Below are 18,568 nucleotides of genomic sequence, written 5' to 3'. Positions count from 1 at the left end.
AAGGACGCCTCATGACGACGCCGACCGACGACCGCCTCGACTTCGCCGCCCTCTCGCGTCCGCACCTCACCCCCGTCCTTGGTCGCTACTTCGAGCGGAGCTGGAGTCACGGCGAGGGCCACCGCCTCTACGACACGGACGGCCGGGCGTACCTCGACTTCGCGAACGGCATCGCCGTCTCGGCACTCGGCCACCATCATCCGGCGGTCACGAAGGCGATCCACGAACAGGTGGACCGACTCATCGTCCCGACCGGCGCGATCGGCTATGCGGAACCGGTCGCACGGCTCGCGACCGAGCTCGCAGCGACGTTCCCGGAGCCGCTCGACACGGTGTTCTTCCTCAACTCGGGGTCGGAGGCGATCGAAGGCGCGCTCAAGCTCGCCCGGCGGGTCACCGGCCGTCCGGCGATCGTCGCGTTCCGCGGTGCGTTCCATGGTCGGACTCTCGGGGCGACGTCCGTCACGAGCTCCAATCTCAACTACCGGCGGGGATATGAACCGCTCCTGCCGGAGGTCCACCTCATCCCATTCCCCGCCGTCTATGGCGACTTCGGTGGCGACGAGGAGCTGGCGACACGCGTCTGCCTCGACGAGCTGCGGGCCCTGACTGCGAGCACGGTCCCGGCCGAATCGATCGCCGGAATCCTCATCGAGCCCGTCCAGGGCGAGGGCGGCTACCGCCCGGCGCCGGCGGCCTTCCTGCACGGCCTGCGGGCGTTCTGCGACGAGCACGGCATCCTCCTCATTGCGGACGAGGTGCAGACGGGCTTCGGCCGGACCGGGCGGATGTGGGCCTTCGAGCACGCCGCCATCGTCCCCGATGTCGTCTGCCTCGCCAAGGCGATCGCGAACGGCCTTCCACTCTCGGCGATCGTCAGCGCCCGCCCACTCCAGGAGCGCTGGGGGCGGGGCGCCCACGGGTCGACGTACGGCGGCAACCCGGTGGCTTGCGCGGCGGGTCTCGCGGTGGTCCGCACGATCCGCGAGCAGGGGCTCGTCGAGAACGCGGCCGCGCGTGGTGCCGAGCTCACGGCGGGGCTCCGCCGGCTCATGGCCGAGGACGACCGGATCGGCGACGTCCGGGGGCCGGGTCTCATGGTCGGGGTGGAGTTCGTCGCTGATCGGGCGACGAAGGCTCCTGACGGGCAGACCTGCGATGCGCTCGTCGCCCGCTGCGCGGACGACGGCCTCCTCGTCCTCAGCTGCGGCGTCGCCCACCAGGTGGTCCGCTGGATCCCGCCGATCGACGTGACGAGCGCGGAGATCCTCGAGGCGCTCGAGATCTTCGGCGATGCCCTGAGCCGGATCCCGCGCCTGGAGGGCGTCGGGTCCTGACGGTCAGCGGTTGCGGGCGAGGAAGGCCATGATGTCGTCGAGCCGGAACCGCCGATCGCCCCGCTTGCAGACGCGGTAGAAGGGCAGCTCGCCACGATCGCCGAGCCGCTTCACCGTGTTGACGTGGAGGTGGAGCATCTGCGCCACCTCGGTCGCGGTGAGCATGGGTCCAAGTTCGCTGACGGCCATCGATGCCATTCGTCGCCTCGTACGGTGCGGAGCCGGAGCGATCCCGTGGGGTACACACGGGTGCAGTCCGGCCCGCTGGTGAGGGGAGTGTGGCGGTGCGGACCAGGAGGCGACAAGCCGTACTTCGGTCAGGGAGTGGCGCCCGTCGGCAGTACCAGTCCGCTCCATCGCATGCCGATCAGGAGCGCTGGTCGATCGTCCGTTCCTTCCCGGCGAGCAGCCGGCCGATGTTGTCGGCGTGGAACAGCCAGATGAGGGCCGGTCCGCCGATGGCGTAGATGAGGTGAGACGGTGGCAGGCCGCCGACGACGACGAGGATCACGAGGAGGATCCCGGCGAGGGCCGACGCGGCGAGCGATCCGAGCGACGAGTAGCGCGTCAGGGCGATGATCGCGGCGAAGACCGGCACGATCACGAGCGCGACGAGTGGGGCGAGGACGAGGAGCGAGCCGAACGCCGGGGACACGCCCCGGCCACCGTGGAAGCCGATGTAGATCGAGCGGCTGTGGCCGACGATCGCGGCGAGGACGGCGAGGCCTTCGACGACGATCCCCGCGCCGAGGGCGATCGGGATCGCCACGGCCACGCTGCCCTTGAGCAGGTCGAGCAGCCCGGCGGCGGCGGCCGCCCGCGGCCCGAGCGCCCGCAGGACATTCGCCCCGCCGGTCCGACCGCTGCCGAGGGTCCGCGGATCCGGCCCACCCGACACCTTGGCGACGACGACGCCGAACGGTATCGCGCCGATTAGATAGGCGCCCACGACCGAGACGAGCGCCAGGCCGAGCGTCGTCGTGTCCATATCTGGCCAGTATATCGAGCGTCCGGGGCGCCTCGGCGGGCTGCCGGGGTCGCGTTGCATCGAGCTACCGGGGGAGTTCCGCGAGGAGCCGGTCGGGGCGGGCGCGGAACCAGGCGCGGCGATCGGGGTCGGCCGCGACCTCGCCCACGAGGTCGGCGAGGCGCGCGTTCAGGGGTGCCCGGAATCCGATCGTCCGTGCCGCACGATCGACCGATCCATTGAGCCAGGCGGCCTCGGTCGGCGGGCGGCCGCTGCGCACGTGCCGCCGCAATGACGGGTCCTTTCCTCCCCTGCCGCCGGCGACGATCCGGCCGAGCACGGGCCGCACCAGGGCATCCGGGAGGCGAGTCGATGCCACAAGAAGCCGGGCGTCCGCTCCGGGCAACCGGATCGGCTGGATCCCGAGCCGGCGCATGACCTCGAGCGCCTCTCGCAGCTGGCCGCGTTCGATGGCGAAGAGCGCTCGATCGCGGTACACGTCGCCCGGATCGACATCGAGGATCGCACTCGTCGCGTTGCCAACGAGGTTGACGAGGAGCTTCGACCAGCGCATCGCGGCGGCGTCCGCCGTCTCGACGACACGCAGACCGCCCGACTCGAGCCGCGCGGCGAGGGCGGCGATCCGCGGCCCCACGGCTCCCCTGACCGGGGCGAGGCCGATGCCTCCCTGCGACAAGCGGCGGACGGTAGCGCCGTCGCGCTCCACCGATGTCGTCAGCGATCCAGCGACGAGACCGCCGGTCGGTCGGCGCTCGCGGAGCAGCGCGTCGGCGCCGATCCCATTCTCGACCGCGACGATCGTCGTCGACGGCCAGCGGGCAACGACGTCGATCGCGGCCTCGAGGTCGGCCATCTTCACGGCGAGGATCGTGAGGTCGGGCTCGACCGTGACGCTGTCCGCCGCGCCGCCGCGGGCCACGGCGAGCGTGCGCTTCGATCCGTCCGGCTCGACGAGGGTCAGCGATGCCGGCCCCACGGGTTCCGGGCTCGGGCGGCCGAGGAGCACGACGTCCGCTCCTCCGGCGGCGAGGATCGAGCCGAGGAAGCTCCCGACCGCTCCCGCGCCCACGACGAGGATCACCCGGCTGCCACTCCGCCCGACCACGCCGCGTAGGCCTCGGCGAGGATCTCGACCGGGTGGACCAGGCGTGCCCCGGTCGCCGCCTCGATCTGCCAGCGACACGTCTCGGAGTCGCAGGCGGCCTCGGTCGCGCCCATCGCCCGGATCTTCCGGAACAGCGGCTCGCCGACGGCCATCGCGATGTCGTACTTCTCGCTCTTGAGGCCGTACGTCCCGGCGATGCCGCAGCAGTCGTGATCCATGTCCGTCGCGTCGAGCCCGGGAACGAGCGCGAACAGGTCGAGCGCCGGCAGGCCGATCCCGTGACTCCGCAGCTGGCACGGCGCGTGGTACGGCAGGGCGCGCTCGATCATGCCGAAGGAGGTGTCGAGCCGGCCCCGATCGTGCAGGTCGAGGAGGAACTCGCAAATGTCCCACGTGGCCTCGCCGACGACCCGCGCGTCGTCGTCCTCCAGGTCGAGCATCTCGCGATACTCCGACTTCAGGGTGTGGGTACACGAGGTCGACGTGCCGACGATCCGGTATCCGGCCCGCGCATAGGCGGCGAGGACGCCGAGGTTCCGCCGGGCCCGGCCGCGCGCCGAGCCATACAGCCCGTTGCTGATGAGCGGCAGGCCGCAACACACCTGCGGCGGGACGATCACCGCGAAGCCGTTCCGCTCGAGAACGTCGAGCGCCGCCTTCGCGACGTGCGGCTCGTAATAGTTCGCAGCGCAGCCATGGAAGTACACGACGGCGCGGTCCGGCGGCGGCGCGCCAGCCGGGTCCGCCGACCGATGCCGGTCGCCGAGCCGGGCGCGGAACGGACGCCCCGCAAACCGCGGTAGCGGTGCGTGCCGGTGGATCCCCACGACCCGATCGATGAGCCAACGGAAGAGCCCGTTCCGCAATGACCAGTTCGCCAGCGGGGCGCTGAGCGTGCCGAGCCGACCGCTGAGGTCCGTCTGGCCGAGGAGCCAGTCGCGCAGCCGCGGCCGATGTCCTGCGCGGAGGGCGGCCCGGGCGCGATTGTTCATCTCGGCGATCTTCACGTCCGCCGGGCAGGCAGTGGAACAGAAACCGCAGCCGGAGCAGTAGTCCACCGTGTGGTCCGGAGAAGGCAGGGCGGCTGAGCCCGGCGACCCTGGAGCGAGCGTCGTGCCGAGCCGGAACCGCTGTGCCTGCGGGCCTGCGTACTTGGGCCCCGGGAAGAGGTCCGTCACCCGGGCGACTGGACAGACGGTCGTGCAGACGTTGCACTTGAGGCATTCGTCGGCGCTCAGGCCGATCGGCACGGATCCTCGGGGAGCGGCGATCATCGGACCGTGCCCGCCGCCGCGTCCGTCGTGGTCGCGACCGGCGCGCGCGATCCAGCGAGGGAGCGGGCGACGGATCGGCCGCTGGCGATCGCGATGCCGTCGCCGCAGTGCTCCCGGAGGTAGCGCTGGCCGGCGAGGAGGCTCCCGGCGATCCGGACGTTGTCCGCGATCGGGTCCGGGCGACCGGGCGCGATGGGTCGGAGCTCGGCGTCCGTCCGGACGCCGGCCACCTCGAGCGGATGCCCACTCGGCTCGAACGGATCGCCGAGCAGCGCCGCATCGATCGGCGGCCCCTCCACCGGGAGGCCGAGGACGGTCTCGACGAGGGTCCCGTCGGCTTCGGCGACGATCCCGCCGCCGACGATGCCACCGGTCGCGAGCACGACGGCTCCCACGGACAGGACGAACGCGCGCGCGGCGGCGGGGGCGACGAGCTCGTCGACGCGCCGGTCCGGCCCGATCGACCCGCGGACCGCCTCCCCGACCTGGATCCGACCGCCGCGGCGCCGGAGCGCCTCGCGCAGGGCGCGATACATCCGCATCCCGGGCACACTCGGTGGGACGAGCGGAACCTCGAACGGGACGAGCGGCAATCGGGCCCGCGCGGCGGCGAGGACAGCGGGGTGGTCCTGGAGGCCGAGGATCGCGGGAAGGGCGACCCGGCCCGGACCACGGACCCGCGCGTCGAGCGCCCGCGCGATCGCATCGAGCGCCTGGTCTCGCCACGCTGGGTCGTCGAACGCCGTCGCGAGCTCGAGACCGTTCACGTTCCGCCGGCCGGCCATGCCCGGCAGCTCGATGGTGAGCGCCTCGACCCTGGCCGGGCCGGGATAGCCGCGCCACGACGACGAGCGACGGAGGCTCGCCGCGACCGCCTCCGCCCAGAGATCGCGGAATCCGGCCGGGCTGCACACGACGAGCGTCTCGTCCGGCCCCCAGGGCGCGAGCGCCCCGGACATCCCGTCCGGCACGATCGCCGCGAGGCGGGTGGCGCCGATCGAGGTCGGCATCGGGCGGAGCGGATCCGTCAGCTCGCCGGCGATGTCGAGACCCTCGGCGGCGAGGATGCAACGTACCTCGCTGAGGCTCTCGGCGAGGCCCGAGGCGAGCGAGCCGTACGGATGACCCGGCCGCACCGCGAGCCGTTCGACCGCGTCGCCGGCCGTCACCGCACCGCGGGCCACGCCGACGTCGAGTGTGCCAGGGGCCCAGTGCGTCGCCGCATGGCCGGCGGCGAGGACGTGGACACGGGCACCCGCATCGGCCAGGCCGATTGCCGCCGTCAGGCCGGCCAGGCCGGCGCCGACCACGCCGACGTCAGCGCGCGGCATGCGTCGTCTCCCCGGTCAGGTCCGGCGGACCCGCCGACGGGCCGTCGACCGGCCTCGGCGACGCCTCGAACGCGTCGATGCCGAGCGAACCCCAGTAGATCCCCGTTGCCAGCCAGAGCTCCTGGAGCTGGCGACCCCAGGCGATCGGCCGGGTCCCCGCGTAGCGCTCGCGGATGAACGCGACGAGGGCTCGCTCGGCGATCTCGGCGGCCGCGTCGCGGGGATCTGCCCCCGCCGTGGCGATTGCGCGCCTGGCGACCTCGTCGGCGACCACGCCGGCCGCCCGGAACGTGCAGAACGCCCCCTGGCACGGACCCATCCCGAGGCGTGTCCCGCGACGGACGTCGTCGAGGCTGCACGGCCAGCGATCGGCGAGGAAGCGGTCGAGCATGGGCCGCGTCACGAGCTCACATTCGCAGATGAGCGACGCATCGCCGCCGCCGGCCGCCTCGTGCTCGGCGAGCCGGTCGCCGAGCCAGTGGTACGGGCGCCCTGGCGCCTTGCCGGGCAGCGGATCCTCGGCCGTCGTGCAGCGGACATCCACTCCGAGCTTCTCGCAGGCCAGATCCGCTGTCTGCTCGGCCATGAGCCGGTACGTCGTGAGCTTCCCGCCGACGATGGAGAGGAAGTTCGCGATGCCATCACGGCGCTCGTGGTCGAGGAGGACATGGGCTCGCGAGATCGCGCGACCGTCGCCCGCGCCGTCGTCCGCCGAATAGAGCGGCCGGATGCCGGCGTACGCTCGGAGGAGCCGCATCCGCCGGATCTCCGGGAAGAGCTTCTCGCCTTCGACGATGAGCGCCTCAACCTCGTCGCGGTCCATCGCGTAGGCGTCCGGGTCGTCGACCTGGACCTCCGTCGTGCCGAGGATCGCCACGGTGTGGACGGGGACCATGATGTCGCCGTCGCCCGGCGGATGGCATCGATTGACGACCGTGTCCGTCATCCGCTGGTTGTAGATGAGCATCGTCCCCTTGCCGGGCGACATGTCCAGGCGCGCTCCCGCCAGGGCGGCGATCCGGCCGGCCCAGGCACCAGCGGCGGAAACGACGATCCGGGGGGCGATCCGGTCGACCGTGCCGGTCCGTCGATCGGCGATCGCCACGGAGGCGATGAACCCGCCGTTGCGATCCATCCCCACGACCTGGCGGTATCCGAGGGCGATGGCGCCGCGGTCCTCGGCCTCGGCGAGGTTGGCCTCGATGAGCTGCCACGGTTCGAGGGACGCGTCCAGCACCCGGAAGGCGCGCCGGATCCGCCGGCTGAGGGCGGGCTCACGGCGGAACATCTCGCCGAGCGGCACCTCCTCGCACGGGATCCCCGCAGCGGCACAGCGCGCCGGGAACGCTGCCACGTAGTCCTCGGGATCGTCGGGGGTCGCGACGAACAGGCCGCCGGTGTCCTCGATGCAGGCGGGCGCGATCCGACGGACAACACGGTTCTCGACGATGCATTCACGGGCGGCGAGCGGGTCCTTCGCGACGTACCTGGCACCGGAATGGAGGAGGCCGTGATATCTCCCGCTCGTGCCGCTCCCAAAGTCGCCCTTGTCGACGAGGACGCAGGAGAGCCCGCGGCGGCTCAGGTCGCGGAGGAGGCCCGCGCCAGTCGCGCCGCCGCCGACGATGAGGACGTCCGCGGTCCGCGGGAGCGTGGCGTCGCGGTGTCGGACGACGAGATCGACGCTGATGCTGCGGTACTCCACGGCGTGGGACGTCGCGGATGTTCACCGCCGACGTGTCGCTCGCATCATCCCGCAGATGATGGATCCCGTGCGCCGGCGAGTCGACGGCCTCAGCGGTCGAGCCAGTCGAAGGTGCGGGCGACGGCCTTCTTCCACGAGCGGTACTCGCGGTCGCGTGTTGCCCCGTCCATCGTCGGGGTCCACTCCCTGTCTTTCGCCCAGTTCGCCCGGAGGTCCTCCACCGCCGACCAGTAGCCGACGGCGAGCCCGGCGGCGTACGCCGCGCCGAGCGCCGTGGTCTCGGCGACCTGCGGCCGGATGATGGGGACGCCGAGCACATCCGCCTGGAACTGCATGAGGAGCTCGTCGTGGACCATCCCGCCGTCCACCTTGAGCGCGGTCAGGGCGACGCCCGAGTCGGCGTTCATCGCATCGAGGACCTCGCGGGTCTGCCAGGCGGTCGCCTCGAGGACCGCCCGGGCGATGTGGCCCTTGTTGACGTACCGGGTGAGGCCGGCGATGACGCCGCGCGCCTCGCTCCTCCAGTACGGCGCGAAGAGCCCCGAGAACGCAGGCACGAAGTACACCCCACCGTTGTCGTCGACGGTTCGGGCGAGCTCCTCGATCTCGTCGGAGGTCCTGATGAGTCCGAGGTTGTCGCGAAGCCATTGGACGAGGGCTCCGGCGATCGCGATGGAGCCCTCGAGCGCGTAGACCGCGGGCTGGCTGCCGATCCTGTATCCGACGGTCGTGAGGAGGCCGTGCTTCGATGGGACGACCCGGGGACCCGTGTTGAGGAGCATGAAGCACCCGGTGCCGTACGTGTTCTTCGCCTCGCCGGCGGAGAAGCACGTCTGACCGAACAAGGCCGCCTGCTGGTCGCCGAGATCGCCCGCCACGGGGACGCCGGCGAGATCGCCGACGGCGGTCCCGTAGACCTCGCTCGACGCACCGATGTGCGGCAGCATGGAGCGCGGAATCCCCATGAGGCGGAGGATCTCGTCGTCCCAGTCGAGGGTCTGGAGGTTCATGAGCATCGTCCGGCTCGCGTTGCTCACGTCCGTGACGTGGACACCGCCGGCGACACCGCCGGTGAGGTTCCAGATGCACCAGCTGTCGATGGTGCCGAAGAGCAGGTCGCCCGCCTCCGCCCTCGCTCGTGCGCCCGGGATGTTGTCGAGCAGCCACGCGACCTTCGGGCCGGAGAAGTAGGTGGCGAGGGGAAGGCCGACCTTCGCCCGGAGGCGATCCTGACCGCCGTCCTTCGCGAGCTCGTCGATGATCCGGTCGGTCCGGGTGTCCTGCCAGACGATCGCGTTATGGATCGGCCTGCCGGTCCAGCGATCCCAGACGACCGTCGTCTCGCGCTGGTTCGTGATGCCGACCGCGGCCAGATCACCGGCCGCGATGCCGGCCCTGGTGAGAGCGCCGCGGGTGACCTCGACGCTCCGCTGCCAGATCTCGAGGGGATCGTGCTCCACCCATCCCGCCTGCGGGTAGATCTGCTCGTGCTCCTGCTGATCCTTCGCGACAACGCGCCCAGCGTGGTCGAAGATGATGAACCGGGTGCTCGTCGTGCCCTGGTCGAGCGCTCCGACGTACTTCGTCACCGTGTCGTCACTCCGCACCGATCGCCTCGCCTGGGCCGCCGACGGGAGTCAGGGCCCCACCGCGTACACTGCCGTTGATTGCCACTCTCCGAGGAGGATCCGCTCGAATGTCCGATCAACCGTACGTCACCACCACGGACGCGGGCATCCCCGCGGCGAGCGATGAGCACTCGCTGACCGCCGGGCCGGACGGCCCCATCCTCCTCCAGGATCACTACCTCATCCAGAAGATGGCGCAGTTCAATCGGGAACGGGTCCCCGAGCGGGTCGTCCACGCGAAGGGCGGTGGAGCGTTCGGGCATTTCGAAGTCACCGAGGACGTCAGCCAGTGGTGCAAGGCCGATTTCCTGAGGAAGGGCCGGCGGACCGACGTGCTCGTCCGATTCTCCACCGTGGCCGGCGAGAGCGGGTACGCCGACACGGTTCGGGACCCTCGTGGTTTTGCGATGAAGTTCTACACCGAGGAGGGCAACTACGACCTCGTCGGCAACAACACCCCGGTGTTCTTCATCCGCGATCCCCAGAAGTTCCAGGACTTCATCCATTCGCAGAAGCGCCGAGCCGACACGCACACGCGCGACAACGACATGCAGTGGGACTTCTGGACGCTTTCCCCGGAGTCCGCACACCAGGTCACCGTCCTCATGAGCGACCGCGGCATCCCCAGGACCTGGCGCAACATGAACGGTTACTCCAGCCACGCCTTCCTGTGGCAGAACGCCGGCGGCACGAAGTTCTGGGTCAAGTACCACTTCAAGACGGATCAGGGGATCGAATACTTCACGGACGCCGACGCCAAGGCGATGACGGCGGAGGACCCCGATCACCACCTTCGCGACCTCCATCAGGCGATCGCCCGGAACGATCATCCGTCGTGGACGCTCGAGATGCAGGTCATGCCGTTCGAGAACGCCGCGGACTACCGCTTCAACCCGTTCGATCTGACCAAGATCTGGCCGCATGCGGACTACCCGCCGATCACGATCGGAAGGTTCGTGCTCGATCGGAACCCGGAGAACTACTTCGCGGAGATCGAGCAGGCGGCATTCGAACCGGCGAACATGGTCCCCGGCATCGGTCCGTCACCCGACAAGATGCTGCTGGGCCGCCTCTTCTCGTACCCGGACACGCATCGCCACCGCATCGGGACGAACTACCTCGAGCTGCCGGTGAACCGACCGCACGCTCCCGTGCACAGTTACAACCGCGATGGGGCGATGCGCTACGACAACCCCGGCGATCCGGTCTACGCGCCGAATTCGGCCGGTGGACCGAAGGCGGACCCGCGATACGCCGAGCCCGGCTGGGGCGTGGCGGGGGAGGTCGTCCGCGCCGCCTACACCATGCACGCAGAAGACGATGACTTCGGCCAGCCGGGGACCCTGTACCGCAGGGTCCTGGATGACGCCGCACGAGAGCGACTCGTGACCAACATCTCGAACCACCTCAAGGGGGGCGTGAGTGGCGCCGTGCTGACCCGTGCCCTCGACTACTGGCGAAGCGTGGATCGGGATCTCGGCGACCGAGTCGCGCGCGGCGTCGGGGAGACGGTGCCGGCGGGCGCGGCCTGAGCCGAGGCCGTTCCGTACCGTTCGGGTCAGGGGGTCGACGCGCGCGCGGCCCTCCGCCGTCCACGTTCGCGAGACGGGGCTGGGAGGATGTCGAGCTCGCGGAGGCCCGGCCCGGGTCCACCGATCGGCATCTCCTCGGTGCGCCCGCGACCCTTGGAATGGAGGCCGTAGACCTTCGCCTCGAACGCCTCGAGCTGGAGCCGGCAGCGATCGAGCCAGGTGACCGCCGTCTCCCGGTTCGGAGCGCCGAACCAGTCCCGCGCGTGGACCCATTCGAACCAGTTGAGAAGCTTCTCGTACTCGGCTCGGATCTCCTCGGCTTCCTCGTACGTGAAATTCCGGCGGAACGTCTCGAACTCGATCTCCCTGGCGAAGTCGACCTCGCACTCCTCGATGATCTCCGCGTAGTGGCGCGAGCTCTGCTGGACGAACAGCTCGACGAGCTTGGCCTCCTCGTCGCCGGACAGGCGGCCGACCGGCAGGAGGTGGTATTCGCCGCCGGCCTCCTGGATCCGACCGAGGAGCGGCCGCAGGTCGCGGACGACGCGGGGGTTCTGGGCGAAGGCGATCGCCGACTGCTGGAGGTAGACACCACCGATCTTCTTGAGCTGGCGCCACACGGCCACCCGGCTGGCCGTCGGCTTCGGCGGCATGCGATAGACGAGCACGACGAACCGCCGCTTCGAGCGGCCCGCCGGAGTCGAGTCCATCGAGGTCGTCAACTGACCGGGGTGGATGGGACGATCACGCAGTCGGCGACGCCGAACCCGAGGCGAACCTCGCTTCCGCCGGGGATCGCCGCCTCGGAGAGGAGCCGGAGCTCGATCCCGCCGGTCGTCTGCACGTCGTACTGCCAGCGATCCCCATGGTAGGCAGCCCCCCGTACTGTCCCGACGAGGTGATTGACGGAGGCGTCGTCGCCCGGCGCGAGGATCCGCAGCGCGGACGGCCGGAGGACGGCGTGGGCCGTCCCACCGACGGGACGGGGCGCGGTCCCGATGACGCTCCAGTCGCCCCCGCTCACCCGGTATCCGCCGTCCACCTGGGTGGCCTCCCCGGTCAGCACGTTGACGGTGCCGAGGAAGCCGGCGACGAACAGGTTGGCCGGGCGCCGGTAGATCTCGTCGGGGGACCCGATCTGTTCGATCCGGCCGCCGTTCATGACGACGATGAGGCTCGACATCGTCAATGCCTCGATGTGGTCGTGGGTGACGAGGACCGCCGTGATGCCGAGGCGGTCGATGACCGACACGAGTTCGCGACGCATCTCCTCGCGAAGGCTCGTGTCGAGGCTGCTCAACGGCTCGTCGAGGAGGAGGAGCTCAGGCTCGGTGACGATGGCCCGGGCGACGGCGACGCGCTGCTGCTGGCCGCCTGAGAGCTCGAAGGGGAATCGACGGGCGTGGTCGTCGAGTCGCACGAGCGCGAGCGCGTCCATCACCCGCCGCTCGATCTCGGCCTTCGGCAGGTGCCGGAGCCGCAGTCCGAACGCGACGTTGTCACGGACCCGCATGTGCGGCCAGAGGGCGAAGTCCTGGAAGATCATGCCGAGCCGTCGTTGCTCCGGAGGGACATTGATCCGCCGATCCGACGAGTACACGATCCGATCGCCGAACCGGATCGTGCCGGCCGAGGGGGTCGTGAGGCCGGCCAGGCAGCGGAGGGTCGTCGTCTTGCCGCAGCCGGAGGGTCCGAGGAGGGTCGTCACGGTGCCCGAGGGCACGGCGAACGACACGTCCCGGACGGCTTCGACCGTTCCGAACGACCGAGCGAGCGACTCGACGGTGACGTCCATCCTTACCGACGCTCCTTGATGCCTGGTGCCAGATCCTCGGTCACCGCCGTTCCGAACCCGCCCCGGAACACGAAGTTCACGGCGACGACCATCGCGAGGACGATGAGGATCGCGAGCATCATCATCGCCGTCCCGGTGCCGATGTTGCCGAGGTCGCCGAACTTCTTGATGAGGGCCACCCCGAGCGTCGGCTCGCCCGGTGGATAGAGCATCTCGGACATCGCCAGGTCGAACATGACGATGACGAACGTCAGCAGCCAGACCGAGACGATGGCCTTGCGGAGGAGCGGCAGGAGGATGCGGAGGAGGAGCGTCACGACGCCCGCTCCCGCGACCTGTGCCGCGTCCATGAGCGATCCGGACACCTGCTGGATGGCACCGAGATGGAGTCGGACGGCCATCGAGACCTGCTGGCCGATGTAGCTCATGAGGAGCAGGAACATCGTTCCGTAGATCGAGATGCCGAGGCTGAAGAGCCAGTCCTGGTTGAACGCGAACACGTAGCCCGCAGCCATGACGATGCTCGGGACGACCATCGCCACGACCGTCAGCTGGTTGAGCATGAGCCGCCCGATCCCCTCCCAGCGGTAGATCATGTAGGTCACGACGAGACTGAGCAGGCTTGTCAGGGTGGCCGCCTCGACCGCCAGCTGGACACTCCGCCAGAGGGCCCCGACGCCGGTGTTGAGATCGCCGAGCACGTCCGCGTAGTTCTGCAGGCTGAAGTTGCTCGCGACGAGGCCGAGGCCGATGTTGTGCATGAGCGAGATGACGATGGACGCGCCGAACGGCGCGCCGAGGGCGAGGGCGAAGAGGAGGCTGACGATCGCCGTTGCCGGCCAGCGCCAGCGTCCGAGTCGGACACGGGTCGGGGCTCGCCCCCTGCCCGTGATGACCTGGAACGAGCGACGACGCAGAAGGAGCGACTGGACCCCGAGCGCGGCACCCATGCTGAGGACGAGGAAGGACGACATCGCCGCGGCGAGGGGATAGTTGATCGGCCACGACGAGACGTAGTTGTAGATCTCGAGCGTCATGAGCGGGAACCCCGCCTGCTGTCCGATCGTCGCCGCGATGCCGAAGTCGGAGACGACCTCCGCGAAGACGAGGATGAGGCCGGCCAGCACCGCCGGTCGGAGCATCGGCACCACGATCGCCAGCCATGCCCGAAGGCGGCTCGCCCCAGCGACGCGGGCCGCCTCCTCGTATTCCGCGCCGACGACCTGGACCCCGGCGCTTGTTGCGAGATAGACGAACGGGAACAGCTTGAAGGTGAGGACGACGGCGATCCCGATCGGTCCGAAGAAGACGCCCATGAGCGGATTCGTCTGACCGAGCATGAGGTCGAGGAAGCCGCCCTGCTGCATGAGGGCAGTCCAGCCGAGGGCGATGAGGTAGGACGGGGTGAAGAAGTCGACCCAGACGAGGGCCTCGAAGAGCCGCCGGCCCGGGATATCCGTCCGGGTCAGGAGGATCGCGAGGGGCACCCCGATGAGCGCCGAGGCGGCGCAGACGGCGAGGCCGATCCCGACCGAGTCCACGATGGCGACATAGTTGCCGGGCGTGGCGAACGTGTCGCGGAACGGCTGGAGGACGCTCTGCCCGGCCGGGATGATCGCCTGCTGGAGCAGCTCGACGAGCGGGAAGACGATGAGGACCGCGAGGCTCCCCATCGCCACGAGGATCGCGAGGCGATCGAGCCCCCGCTGCGTTCGCCACCGCGAGATGGTGCCGACGAGGGTCCGCGAAGGGGTGACCGCGCTCATGATCCCGCGAGCGACTTGAAGCGTCCCTTGATCGATGCCTCCTGCGAGGCGGCCTGCTGCAGGTCGATGATGGTCCAGTTGATGCCGCTCGAGATGCGGGCGGAGTTCTGGGCCACGCCGGGCTGGACCGGGATGATCCAGGCGTCACCGGACACGCCCTTGCCGCTGACCGCGTCGCCGATCTCCGTCGTCTGGCCGGCCGCCGACAGGACGTAGTCGACGAACGCCTGCGCTGCGTCGAGGTTGCTCGCCTTGGCCTCGATCCCGATCACGTCCCCCTGGAGGACGGTGCCGCTCGTCGGGTAGGCCACCGCCAGCGGTGCGCTCTGGGCGACGACGTCATAGTAGGTCGCCGAGTCCTGGGCGAGGGCGATGCTCCGCCCCCCGGACGTCACGGCAGCAAGGGTCGGCGTATTCGTCTTGAAGACCTTCATGCCGTTCGAGAACAGGCCCTGGATGTAGGTCCAGCCGGCCGTGTCGCCCATCCGCTGGAGGATGCCGAAGATCGCGCCGTACGACGGCCCACTGAAGGCCGGGTCCGTCATCGCGATCTGATCCTTGAAACGCGGATCGAGCAGGTCCGGCCAGTCCTTGGGTGCGGTCGCCGCGGTGAGCTTCTTCGTGTTGTAGGTGAATGGGCCGGCCCCGCTGAGGCCGGCAGCCGTGAACAAGCCGCTCGTGTCGCTCACCTGGAGCGCGAGCGACGACATCGTGCTGCGGGCTGGCGACAGGTACGCCTGGAGCCGACCCTGCTGGCCGAGCCCGGCGGTGCCCTCGGCGTCGGACAGCAGGTAGACGTCCGCCTGCGGATGTCCGGCTTCCGCCTCGATCCGGGCGAGGACCACGCCGGCATCGTCGTTGTAGTTGTTGACCTTCACCCCGGTCGCCTTGGCGAAGGCATCCGCGACCTGCTGCGCCGTATCCGTCGAGCTGTAGAGCGACAGCGTACCGGCGAGGGTCCGGCTCGCGGCCGGCGTCGCGGCGACGGAGGCGGGCGCCGCACTCGCGACGGACGGTGCAGCGCTGACGGCCGCGACGGAGGGTGGGGTCGTCGCCGCCGGTGACGAACACGCCGCCAGCAGCGCTGAGACCGCCGCCCCGCTCAGACCGAGGAGTGCCGCTCCCTTGAGGAGGTCCCGACGACTGATCCGGCCCGCTGCCGCGAGGACATAGAGATCGCGCTCGTTGTCCATGGTGCCTCTCCCGTCTCCGACGCCTGCGGTGGCGACTCGCGATGCTACGATGGTTACGTTGGCATGGATGTTGTATAACATCTGTTACATAGCGTCAAGGGTACATCACGATCCCTCTGCCAGCGGCGCCGGTCCGGCCCGGGGCGAGGAGTCGGACCGTCAGCCTTCGCTTCGCTTGACCGCCGCATCGGAGAGAGCGTTCGCGGCCTCGCCGACCCTCAGGCCCACCACATCGAGGCGGCGGAGCAGCTCCCGGAGCTTGAGGACGTCCATCGACAGCGCTCCGCTGAAGATCGCGGCGAGCTGGACTTCATAGCGCCGCCGGATCTCGTTCCCGGCCTTCTTCGCGCGGACAGACCGGTCCATGATCGCGCCCGGCTCGGCGACGATGACCGAGATCGCGAGCCGCAGCTCGGCGATCGCGCCGATGACCGCCTCGAGCACCGGCTCGAGGACCCCCTGGTCGTCGGGCGCGAACATCTGGAACTCCAGGAGGAAGTCGCGGAGGTTGTCGAGAACGTCGTCGATGGAGCGCGAGATGCGCGAGATGTCCTCGCGATCGATCGGCGTGATGAGCGTGGTCGAGAGCAGACGGGCGAGGTCGCGTCGAAGGTCGTCGCCCCGGTGTTCGACCTCGATCATGGCGGCGTTCGCTTCTGCTGGGGCGATGTCGCCACGAACAGCGCGTCCGGCGAGCTCGGCCGCCGCCCGGGTCTCATCGAGGTGCTCCCCGAGCAGGTCGACGAAGCGGTGGTTCGTCTGCCCCCGAAGGTCGCTGATCAGACCGGCCAGCTGGAACTTCATCGGACCGTCTGGAATGCGACGACCACGACGATCGCGGCGACCGTCGCCGCCGGCAGGGTGACGAGCCAGGCGCCGACGATCGGCACGGTGCGCGGCCACCGCACGCGCGTGATCGCCTCGCTCATCCCCGCTCCCACCAGGCCGGCGGTCGCGGACTGCGTCATGGACACCGGCAGGCCGATCGCCGCGGACGCGAGAACGGAAGCGGAGGCCCCGAGCTTGGCCGCGATCGCGTGGGTCTCCCGCACCGGCATGACCCGGTCGGCCAGTCGGCCGGCGTAGCGCCGGATCCCGACGAGGATGCCGAGGCTGAACATCACGGCGATGGCGATCTGGGACGCGGGCTCGACGCTGACCGTGCCGGTCGCGCCAGCCGTCGCCAGGGCCGCGACGGCGAAGAGCTTCTGGGCATCGTTCGCCGCATAGGCAACGGCCTGGAGGACGAACGCTCCGCCGTGCAGCACCCTCGTCTGGCGCCGGACCTCCGCTCGCCACGGAACATGGCCCAGCCAGCGGGCGACGCACCAGCCGACGAACGCGCTCACCACGGGCGCAGCGACCCCGACCACGAGTGCCGACCGCACCGTGGTCCACGACACCGGGCGACCCGTCGCCAGGCCGACACCGACGATGCTCCCCACAAGCGCGAGGGTGAGGCTCGTGGGCAGTCCGGCCCGGCTCAGGACGACGATGACGCCGAGCGTCACGAGCACGGCGATGAGGACATCCTGCACGCCACCCTGGCCCGCGAAGGAGACGAGCCCGTGGGCGACCGTCGTGGCGACTGCGGTGCCGAGGACGAACGGCTCGAGGGCGATCACCGCGGCGAGGAGCACGATCGAGGCGAACGGACCGATCGCCTTGTTGGTCAGGTTGAGGGCGATGAGCGTCGAGCCGTCGTTGGCGCCCGCCACGAAGCACAGGGCGAGGGCGAGCAGGAGCAGGGCCAGATGGTCCACGGCCTCCTCGAGTGCGGGCGTACAGACATGCGCTTTGTTATCGGAATGTTAACACGGGCGATGAATGCCTGTTACAACAAACACCCAGTACGCGCCGGGGTGCCGGGAACGAGCGGTCTCGGCTGCGATATGCCGTCGATCACGCTCGTCGGATCCGGCGTCCTCCTCGTCAGCCTGTTCGCCATCCGCTAGCCGTGATCCCCACGGACGTCGTCGACAGCGCAGGCCCGCCCGGCTTCCGCCGGATCCGGTTCCATCGGGCGGGGTACGACGCGGCATGCCGTTCGTGCCAGATGACCCCCAGGCGGGCGTTGGTCACCGACTCTCCACGGGGCGCTCGTAGACCTGAGCGTGGAGCGTACCGGGTCGGCACGTGGATCCTGCCAGATGCGCGGGGGAGGGCCACCTGTCACCGACCTGCAGACCAGTGCCCGCCTCATGGCCATCTGCCGGAACCCTGGGACGGAGGGCTCGATCCGATGGCCATCCTCGTCAACGTGGTGTCCGGGGATCACGGCCAGGGCGTCGGACCGGCTGCGGCCACCAGGTGCGGTCGGGGTTTGCCCTCGCCACTGGCGACCTCGTTCGCTTCTCCGCGGGCCATCCTGGCCGCGCTGACCGACGCCTCAAGGGCAGCCATCAGGTCGACGAGACTGCCGCTCGGCGCGGCGTCGGCAGGTTGCGCCAGAATCTGGGCGACCCGCTGATGCGAAAGGCCGACGACGCGGCCGATGTCACGAACCGTCAAGCCGGCATCGGCAAGACTGACGACCGCGGCACGGGTGAGATTGGCGGCTTCTCGGTGCATGAGCTCGGCAGCCTCACGGACACGACCCGCCTTTGTCACCGTGGCCTCCAGATCCGCAGCCAACCGCGGGATCACCTCAACCTCGACTGAACTCGACGCGATTCCCAGGAACGCAGCGATGGCGTCGCGTGCCATCCCGGGCACCTGCTCGAGACGCCTTGCCTGCGAGTACCCGCATGTAACTCGGCCAGCGTGGCCGCATCATGGGGATCGACTCGCAGATCGTCGACCCACCGGGCGGCTTGTTCGCGTCCCCGTTGACGGCCCGGCCGACGGTATAGGCTGGGCTCATGAAGACGGTCCGACACTGTCCCGGCTGCCCATGCCGCGAGTACGATCCCGC

At 70.1% G+C, this 18,568-nt stretch carries 16 protein-coding genes; 2 read left to right on the top strand and 14 right to left on the bottom strand.

The window, feature by feature from the left end; translation table 11 throughout:
* Window positions 1–11 precede the first annotated feature (11 nt).
* The gene (locus IVW53_00345; GenBank protein ID MBF6604020.1) at window positions 12–1,337 is read left to right on the top strand and encodes an aspartate aminotransferase family protein; all 1,326 of its coding nucleotides are present in this window, start codon (window positions 12–14) and stop codon (window positions 1,335–1,337) included.
* Window positions 1,338–1,340: 3 nt separating this feature from the next.
* Here IVW53_00345 and IVW53_00340 read toward each other — a convergent pair whose 3' ends face one another.
* The 7 genes from IVW53_00340 to glpK all read right to left on the bottom strand — a co-directional run bounded on the left by IVW53_00340 (window position 1,341) and on the right by glpK (window position 9,329).
* The gene (locus tag IVW53_00340; GenBank protein ID MBF6604019.1) at window positions 1,341–1,535 is read right to left on the bottom strand and encodes a helix-turn-helix domain-containing protein; all 195 of its coding nucleotides are present in this window, start codon (window positions 1,533–1,535) and stop codon (window positions 1,341–1,343) included.
* Window positions 1,536–1,704: 169 nt separating this feature from the next.
* A complete protein-coding gene (gene plsY / locus IVW53_00335) occupies window positions 1,705–2,325 on the bottom strand; it encodes a glycerol-3-phosphate 1-O-acyltransferase PlsY (protein ID MBF6604018.1) in 621 nt (206 codons plus the stop codon).
* Between the two features lie 64 nt (window positions 2,326–2,389).
* On the bottom strand, window positions 2,390–3,430 hold the full coding sequence (locus IVW53_00330) for a ketopantoate reductase family protein (protein MBF6604017.1): 1,041 nt from the start codon (window positions 3,428–3,430) through the stop codon (window positions 2,390–2,392).
* Entirely contained in the window at window positions 3,403–4,704 is a 1,302-nt protein-coding gene (locus IVW53_00325) for an anaerobic glycerol-3-phosphate dehydrogenase subunit C (GenBank protein ID MBF6604016.1), read from the bottom strand. The genes IVW53_00330 and IVW53_00325 overlap by 28 nt, the downstream gene beginning before the upstream one ends.
* Complete coding sequence (locus IVW53_00320) at window positions 4,701–6,035, bottom strand: FAD-binding protein (GenBank protein ID MBF6604015.1); 1,335 nt, start codon at window positions 6,033–6,035, stop codon at window positions 4,701–4,703. Before IVW53_00320 ends, IVW53_00325 begins: the two co-directional genes overlap by 4 nt.
* A complete protein-coding gene (gene glpA / locus IVW53_00315; GenBank protein MBF6604014.1) occupies window positions 6,022–7,740 on the bottom strand; it encodes an anaerobic glycerol-3-phosphate dehydrogenase subunit A in 1,719 nt (572 codons plus the stop codon). Before glpA ends, IVW53_00320 begins: the two co-directional genes overlap by 14 nt.
* Window positions 7,741–7,829: 89 nt before the next feature.
* Window positions 7,830–9,329 (bottom strand): glycerol kinase GlpK, encoded by a 1,500-nt coding sequence (glpK, locus tag IVW53_00310; GenBank protein MBF6604013.1) that lies wholly within the window; start codon window positions 9,327–9,329, stop codon window positions 7,830–7,832.
* A gap of 107 nt (window positions 9,330–9,436) precedes the next feature.
* Here glpK and IVW53_00305 point away from each other — a divergent pair, with 107 nt between their 5' ends.
* Complete coding sequence (locus IVW53_00305; protein MBF6604012.1) at window positions 9,437–10,900, top strand: catalase; 1,464 nt, start codon at window positions 9,437–9,439, stop codon at window positions 10,898–10,900.
* Between the two features lie 26 nt (window positions 10,901–10,926).
* Here the strand turns inward: IVW53_00305 and IVW53_00300 are convergent, their stop codons facing one another.
* The 7 genes from IVW53_00300 to IVW53_00270 form a co-directional block, all read right to left on the bottom strand.
* On the bottom strand, window positions 10,927–11,622 hold the full coding sequence (locus IVW53_00300) for a hypothetical protein (protein ID MBF6604011.1): 696 nt from the start codon (window positions 11,620–11,622) through the stop codon (window positions 10,927–10,929).
* Window positions 11,619–12,695, bottom strand: a complete 1,077-nt coding sequence (locus tag IVW53_00295) for an ABC transporter ATP-binding protein (protein MBF6604010.1) — start codon at window positions 12,693–12,695, stop codon at window positions 11,619–11,621. Before IVW53_00295 ends, IVW53_00300 begins: the two co-directional genes overlap by 4 nt.
* A 2-nt stretch (window positions 12,696–12,697) precedes the next feature.
* The gene (locus tag IVW53_00290) at window positions 12,698–14,461 is read right to left on the bottom strand and encodes an iron ABC transporter permease (protein ID MBF6604009.1); all 1,764 of its coding nucleotides are present in this window, start codon (window positions 14,459–14,461) and stop codon (window positions 12,698–12,700) included.
* Window positions 14,458–15,654 carry an extracellular solute-binding protein gene (locus IVW53_00285; protein ID MBF6604008.1) on the bottom strand — a complete coding sequence of 399 codons (1,197 nt, stop codon included), beginning with the start codon at window positions 15,652–15,654 and terminating at the stop codon, window positions 14,458–14,460. Before IVW53_00285 ends, IVW53_00290 begins: the two co-directional genes overlap by 4 nt.
* 159 nt (window positions 15,655–15,813) lie before the next feature.
* Entirely contained in the window at window positions 15,814–16,458 is a 645-nt protein-coding gene (locus IVW53_00280; GenBank protein ID MBF6604007.1) for a DUF47 family protein, read from the bottom strand.
* The gene (locus IVW53_00275; protein ID MBF6604006.1) at window positions 16,455–17,417 is read right to left on the bottom strand and encodes an inorganic phosphate transporter; all 963 of its coding nucleotides are present in this window, start codon (window positions 17,415–17,417) and stop codon (window positions 16,455–16,457) included. Before IVW53_00275 ends, IVW53_00280 begins: the two co-directional genes overlap by 4 nt.
* 511 nt (window positions 17,418–17,928) lie before the next feature.
* Entirely contained in the window at window positions 17,929–18,360 is a 432-nt protein-coding gene (locus IVW53_00270) for a hypothetical protein (GenBank protein MBF6604005.1), read from the bottom strand.
* Window positions 18,361–18,568: the final 208 nt, after the last annotated feature.

The organism is Chloroflexota bacterium (assembly GCA_015478725.1).
Lineage (GTDB): Bacteria > Chloroflexota > Limnocylindria > Limnocylindrales > CSP1-4 > C-114.
The sequence above is the reverse complement of the archived record's forward strand: the minus strand, read 5'-3'. Positions and strand labels throughout refer to the sequence as shown.